Source organism: Nostoc sp. NMS7, assembly GCF_017115085.1.
Taxonomy (GTDB): Bacteria; Cyanobacteriota; Cyanobacteriia; order Cyanobacteriales; family Nostocaceae; genus Nostoc.
In genome coordinates this window covers 1-6,721 of the sequence record NZ_JABXKJ010000019.1, presented here as the reverse complement: position 1 = coordinate 6,721, position 6,721 = coordinate 1, and the positions used below count along the sequence as shown (strand labels likewise).

The window sequence follows — 6,721 nt, the reverse complement described above, 5'->3', positions numbered from 1 at the left end:
TGTTAGCATCGCATAAATGCCAAAAAACTTCCGGGTCATGAAGATAATTTGCAGTGATATTATCTAGGCGATCGCCTTCGCTGACTTGATGTTCTTGAAGAATCTCAAACCTTTGTGATGACGGTAAAAATCTGCGTCTGAGGTAACTGATAGTTTGATTTGATGTTGTTTGCCACTTGGCAATTTCTACATCGTAGTAACGACTGCTTTCAGTAAACATTTTACTCTTTTTTATTTTACAACTAAAAACTTATATTTACCAAGATGTTTTTGAGAAACTTACAGATGAAATAATTCATAATTAAAGATAGCCAAGTTTATAAGAAAGAAGCAACTGTCTTGATAACAATCGCAGCCGTGTTTACCTTAGCTAGAAGCTCTTTTTGCTTGTGATAGACTCTGAACAAGCTGCTGCCTTTATGGTCAAATCTCAAGTCATTTGTGCTTAATACTTGCATACCTAAACTGACTTTGGCACGAATGGGATTTAGTTTAGAATCGAATGCTTCTTCGGTAATGCTGAACTCAGAGAGGCGTACTGGCATTACACGATTTAAGCTCCATATAAATACACTTAAATCCGCCTCATTTGGTAAGATTTCTAAAACACCTGTGCGGGCGAGTTGATTATTTGTCTGAATTTGGCTGCTTTTAGGATAGATCAGGGTTTCTAGGGCTGCTAATTGAGGGTATATGCCAAACAACACTGTATCTGGATTTTTTGTAGGAAACTCCAGTTGATCTGTAGCATCAATTTCTGCGTCTAGTTGAATAGTCTCTAACGGTGGTGCAACTAGACGCAAAGCTTCTAGGCGATCGCTTCCTTCAGAACCCGCACCTCTTACCTGTAAAGTGCGTCTGAGTGTTTCAGGATTGTATTGCAATAGGATTATTCCTTTGGGGAGAAAGGTGACAGCATCAAGGATGGCGATCGTTCCTTTTAATAAACGTGGCGCACCAGGAAAGTGGGACATAAAATTATTCCTAAATCATTTGTAGTTTTTGGTACTAATTATTGAGATCGCGTAGCTCAAGGCAAATTTTTAAATTGGTGATCGTATAGTCAATAAGAGTACAAAAAATTGTGTCTCTACAAATTTTTATCAAGTACCTTTTGTTGTCATATTTGTAGTAGTAAAGTATCCCGTACCAGAATACAAAGGAATGGGGTCTGGTATTGCTGGTGTTACTGGTGTTGGCGGTATTTGAGCTGGCACGATAACTTGAAATCTCGCTATGAAGGTAGTACCTTTGAGCAATACTGCTTTTCGGGTAGATTTAACTTTTCTAGCTTTTTGATTGATGGCTAAGGATTGAATGGAAAGTGTTCCTGTACCAGGGGTGATATTTGGCGGACTTATGTAAGAACAACCAGGTACAATAACTTTTTTCTCGTCACCAACAACGCAAATATTTTTTTTGTTAACTGTTGGTATGGCAGTACCTTTTAAAATGAAAGGACGCACTACAACTATTGCTTTGCCAAAGATGGGGTTGAATATGGCTTGATCGCCAGTGATGAGAATAAAGTCTAACATCAGCTTTTTGGTAAGAGAATAAAAGATTAGTTCGAGTTTGCTATGAGAGCGATCGTACCCTCATCAACCTTCATACATTGGCGATCGCTTTGAGGTTAGGTTGAACTAGCAAATAATGGGCGCGATCGCACGTTCTTCAACCTTCATACATGGGCGATCGCCTTGAGGTTGGGTTGAACCTGCAAATTATGGTGCGATCGCACGTTCATCAACCTTCATACATGGGCGATCGCTTTGAGGTCAGCTTGAACCAGTAAATAATCGCACGATCGCACGCTCATCAACCTTCATACATAGGCGATCGCTTTGAGGTCAGCTTGAACCAGTAAATAATCGCACGCTCATCAACCTTCATACATAAGCGAACGCTTTGAAATCAGGTTGAACCAGCAAATAATGGCAACGCTTGTTGCGCTGGTGCTGAAGGCGATCGCAATTGTTCTCTTGGCACACCTGAAACCCCATCTTTCTTTGCGGTACTTTCACTTAGCGGAGACTGGCGAGCGCGCATATTACTGCAACTAATAATAAAAGGCTATGGCTGACGTTCAAAGACTAATCTACCTCTACAAAGGTAATAGAGCGCTTAATGTCCCTGTTCGGACTCCTCTTCCTACTAGGGAATTCGAGTATGTCCTCCCTATGGGTTTTAGTTTAGCAACCGTATGTAATCGAAGAGATGGAGCGCCCATTGCTGCGCTGCGATATAGGTGATCCGTTTGCTCGCGGATCTCAGCTCGAATATGGGCAACCTTGTTGCCGGGTTGGTCACGTCTTCATCCATTTTCTCTCCTAGGGCAGCGTACCCCTCTACGTTCTGTTTCCTAGGTTTGTCAGGGAAATATTTGTTACTCAGTTGATCTTTGCCTGGTCTCTTTTTGCTCCCCTCGTACTTATCTTTGAATATCTGCTTGATCGCTTCCATTTTAGTTCGATCTCGCAATACAATTTCTCTTAGCCAACTCTCCAGGGTTAGCCTGTGATACCACTGTTGCTCCCCAGTAGGTTGGTCGTCTTCTGCGAGTCTTGGCTGCTGAGCCAGGTCGAACAGTCGCTGTTTCATCCTTTGGGCGTAGCCAGGAGAGGTTTCGACTAACCTCTCCAAGTTCGACCTTCCAGTACCATCCTTTTGGGAGTAATGCTTCTGAACAGGATCAGGCAGCGTCGTAAATATTGTGGCAATATCTGTCTTCGCCATGAGTGGGGTATGATTCTTGAGAAATTTTTGCTTGTAGTCCATACTCTCGCAATACGAGAACACTATCGTAAGGAAACCCTCAAGCTCTGGCTGTCCCGTTTGGGGAGCATCTTGATGTTTCTGTTGATAGTTAGTAATTGCAGAGCGCGCCAGACTTCTACCAGTGATGAGCGTTTGCGCCTCCTCTCCAGGTAATAGGTCTCTAGGCTCGTTAGGATTCGCTGAGTTTGGCGGGCGCATACGCAGCCGACCCGGATCGCGTACTGTCTTCTCTGCGGGGGTCTCATCAGGGTCACCGTGCAGATCGCGCACGATGTCAGCGACATTTCCCACTCGAATACCAAATGTGATCTGTGGGGCGGTTTGAGCTGTTGCAAAATTCCCCAAAAACATCCCATTCTCCATCGTGGTATTAAACCCTGCGGTGCCGTTGAGAGCCTTAGCTGGCACTATACCTTGCATTTGATGGTATAAGGGGGTATATGCGTTAACGAGTAGAGTTAAATCCTGCATCGCGACATTCAATCTGTTCCGTCCGTTCGCATCTAGTGGAAAATGTGTCGTGACGACCTCAAGGTCGGACTCGTCCTCGTTATCATCAGCTTGCACTTCGATATCAGGCTTCTTGAGAAGGGCTTCACCCTTTTCAAGTCGTTGGCCCTCAGCCCATTTTGCTTTTGCCTCTTGGGGATTTTGGAAGTTTTGGGCTGCTGGGAGAAGAGTATCTGTGTTCCTCAATTTTCTCGTATATATTTGTTTAGTCTCGAATTCAAAGCCGATATCTCTCTGTATCAGTCCGGTCATCACATTGCTGTTGGATACTTTCGTAGTTGCTGTCGCGATCCCATTTTCTCCCTCGGTCAACATGGTTCCTATCCCCTTTGCTTCCGGCCATCGCCGCACTGCCTCCCCATTCTGCTGCACCACATGAGTCAACTCATGGGCTAATAATTCCTGCCCTTCTCGACTCCCAGGATTATATTCCCCCTGTCGAAAGAATACATTTTGTCCCGTCGTGAAAGCACGAGCCTGTATTGATTGATTCAACTGGTTAGCTTGAGCATCCGTGTGAACCTTCACCCCACTGAAGTCAGCCCCAAACGCCTTTTCCATCGGTTCTCGGACATTGTTTGCGAGGGGTTGTCCGTCCCCCCTTGCTCGGTTAATGGAGGCTTCCAGGTCTGGCGTAGCAGCCATCCCAGCACCACTAGACTGACGCTGTAATATTGGCGACCTCATCAGTCTTGCTTCGTTATCTTTTGTCTCCATCTCCTCTCGCTGAACAGTTTCATCTTCACCTGACTGTACAGACGCAGGTGCATTTATTCGCTGCACCACCTGCGCCGCTACCCGATCCGCTTCCTGTTCGTATTTATCCCCCGGTGACCCAATCGTCAGTTTTGCCATAATCTGCTGTGGTTTTGTTGTGCTGATAGGCACTCGGCTAAAGTCTTTAGATAAAGCTGAATTACCCAATGGCTGTGCTTCTTTATCTTCTGTTGATTGCATCTCTGCCTCCGAAACCGAACGAACGGCACTTCGCTGTAAAATTCTACTTACTTGGGATGTCTCACTTTTTTCCTGCTGATTAGTTTGTGCGATTCCCTGACGATTCATGGTTTCATTCCTCGATATATTTCTTGTGCTATTTGTTGCCCCATTTGGGCGGGATTAGTTCCAGGCTTCACTTGAATCGCACCACCAGGCACTACCCCACCTGAGAGCAAGTTGTCTGGTAAACCTTCATTAGCCAACAATCTCGCCAATTCACTCTCTACCTCTGCTTGCAACAACCGCGCCTGACTGGGAGAAATCGGCATTCCCTCTAAAATTAGTTTTTCTATATCAATATTGATATTCATACCCTTACCCCCGTAGATACTAAAACCCGAAAATCCGCCTCATTCACTGGTCTATCCAACTTGCGAAACTCAGCCCGCGCCGCCGCTAACACCAACTGCATCGTTACAGGCGTGCCAGCCCCAGCAGCCAGAAACGCCGCATTTAAAGCAATATTATGAATACTGCCCCCTGTCAAATTCAAACGTGCCAAGCGGTTAAAATCTAAATCCTGTGTTGGTGTCTCTGGTGGAAACACCTTTTGCCACATCACCTGACGTTCAGCCACACCCGGAAAAGGAAAATTCACAATAAACCGCAAGCGACGCATAAAGGCATGATCTAACGAACTCTTGAGATTCGTTGCTAGAATTGCCAAACCGCGATAAGCCTCCAATCGCTGCAACAGATAATTCACCTCAATATTGGCGTAGCGGTCATGGCTATCCTTCACTTCAGAACGTTTGCCAAACAAAGCATCCGCTTCATCAAAAAACAGAATCGCCCCGCCATCTTCCGCCGCGTCAAACAAACGCCGCAGATTTTTCTCCGTTTCTCCAATATATTTGTTAACCACAGATGAAAGGTCAATGCGGTAAAGATTTAGCTGCAAATCATTGGCTATCACCTCCGCCGCCATCGTCTTCCCTGTGCCGCTTTCTCCCGCAAACAAGGCGCTAATCCCCATGCCCCGATTCATGCGGTTGTGAAAACCCCACTGTTGATAAACAATGCTGCGCTGCCTGATTTGGTCAGCAATTTGATGCAGTAAGTTTGTCTCCTCTGCTGGTAGGACAATATTATCCCAAGTTGCTTTCGGGTCGAGGCGTTGAGCTAAAGTATCTAACTGCGGACGAGTACTAGCAAGACAAGCCGACCAAAGCTTACCACGCAAGGTTTTTCTCCAAGCCGATTCGTTGAACCTCTCCCCCAACCCCTCTACTACAAGGAGAGGGGAGTCCTCCTCTTCCTCCCCCCTTCCCGCACTTCGTGCCGCTTCGCTAACGCAGGGAAGGGGGGCTGGGGGGGTTAGGTCTTCTTCCTGCGACGGCATTTCCCCCAACACTTGCTGGGCAATCTGCTCTATTGTGACTAAATTGAGGTTAAACTGAGTCGCCAGAAGCTGCGGACTACTATCTGCTACTCCTCCTAATGCCTCAGTCCAAGTTGCTTTTTGTTCCGTGAGTGTTGGCTTTTCAACATCTACGATAATTGTCGGCAGACCCAATTGCCTAACTTCACGAGTGCTAAGGAAAAGTAGACCACCACTGCGGGTAAGAAACCGATGCAAGGGAAGTGCTTGTCCTTCTGTAGTCGGTTTACCGTCAACCTCTTGGGCATCTAAATACAGCGCAAGGGGCAATAGCAAGCTTTCCCGATGCCACAAACGAGCAACTGTCTCTAACTCTCCCGCCTGAGTGGGCAATAATTCTACTGACAAACGATAGACATATTTATCTAGTTGGGCTGCTACATGTTGGGCTATTAGTTGCTTGCTGAGGGAATCTGCCCCCACTAGCTGAATAATAGGTAAACGTTGTTCTCTATGCGTTTGATGCAGTTGCTGAATAATTGTCTCGACAACAGCGTTTTGAGATGGAGGTAATTTTACATTCCATTCTGCTGTTTCCATCAGCACCAGTAATGATACCAAGCGATCGTCTAAAGAATTTAATCCTTTAACATAATTTAATATACGTTCATCTACCCGTAAACCACTCGTAGTCAGCGGTTGAACTCCTGACTGATGAATTTCAATTAATCGCCAGTAACGCAAAGGTCGTTCCCAACAAAGGGCATCCCAAGTAGGTTCATCGAATAATGATAAAGCTAAGGCAAAGGTAGGATAAGGCTGGTGAGAATTATCTGAAGCTTTGGCGCAAAGACGCGCTATACCTGGATATAATTCCATTGCAATGCATAACAGTAAGACCTGTTGTTCAAAGTCAGATAAATCTAACTTTTGGCCTAAGAGAAGCAGCGCTGGGGGTGGATTCATCCTTTCCACTATTGCCATTTCTGTGACTTTAGGCTTTTCAATATCAGGTAACTGTGCAAACTCAGACAAACGCCAGCGTAGCCAAGCCAGTTCATTTGCTAGGTATTCTTCATTGTTTGCTCTCCAAGAATCGAGGTTGTTCATAAA

Annotated in this window: 6 protein-coding genes and 1 pseudogene; all 7 read right to left on the bottom strand. The window is 45.5% G+C overall.

The window, feature by feature from the left end:
- Window positions 1-220, bottom strand: a pseudogene (locus tag HWQ38_RS01425) (LysM domain-containing protein); the annotation flags it as partial.
- Window positions 221-317: 97 nt separating this feature from the next.
- Window positions 318-974: a hypothetical protein gene (locus tag HWQ38_RS01420; protein ID WP_292789441.1), complete on the bottom strand. Its 657-nt coding sequence runs from the start codon at window positions 972-974 to the stop codon at window positions 318-320.
- A gap of 129 nt (window positions 975-1,103) precedes the next feature.
- Window positions 1,104-1,538, bottom strand: a complete 435-nt coding sequence (locus tag HWQ38_RS01415) for a hypothetical protein (protein WP_292789439.1) — start codon at window positions 1,536-1,538, stop codon at window positions 1,104-1,106.
- Between the two features lie 376 nt (window positions 1,539-1,914).
- On the bottom strand, window positions 1,915-2,049 hold the full coding sequence (locus HWQ38_RS01410) for a hypothetical protein (RefSeq protein ID WP_292789437.1): 135 nt from the start codon (window positions 2,047-2,049) through the stop codon (window positions 1,915-1,917).
- 138 nt (window positions 2,050-2,187) lie between these two features.
- Window positions 2,188-4,353: a DUF4157 domain-containing protein gene (locus HWQ38_RS01405; protein WP_292789435.1), complete on the bottom strand. Its 2,166-nt coding sequence runs from the start codon at window positions 4,351-4,353 to the stop codon at window positions 2,188-2,190.
- Window positions 4,350-4,598 (bottom strand): hypothetical protein, encoded by a 249-nt coding sequence (locus HWQ38_RS01400; protein ID WP_292789434.1) that lies wholly within the window; start codon window positions 4,596-4,598, stop codon window positions 4,350-4,352. Before HWQ38_RS01400 ends, HWQ38_RS01405 begins: the two co-directional genes overlap by 4 nt.
- On the bottom strand, window positions 4,595-6,718 hold the full coding sequence (locus HWQ38_RS01395) for an ATP-binding protein (protein WP_292789443.1): 2,124 nt from the start codon (window positions 6,716-6,718) through the stop codon (window positions 4,595-4,597). The genes HWQ38_RS01400 and HWQ38_RS01395 overlap by 4 nt, the downstream gene beginning before the upstream one ends.
- Window positions 6,719-6,721: the final 3 nt, after the last annotated feature.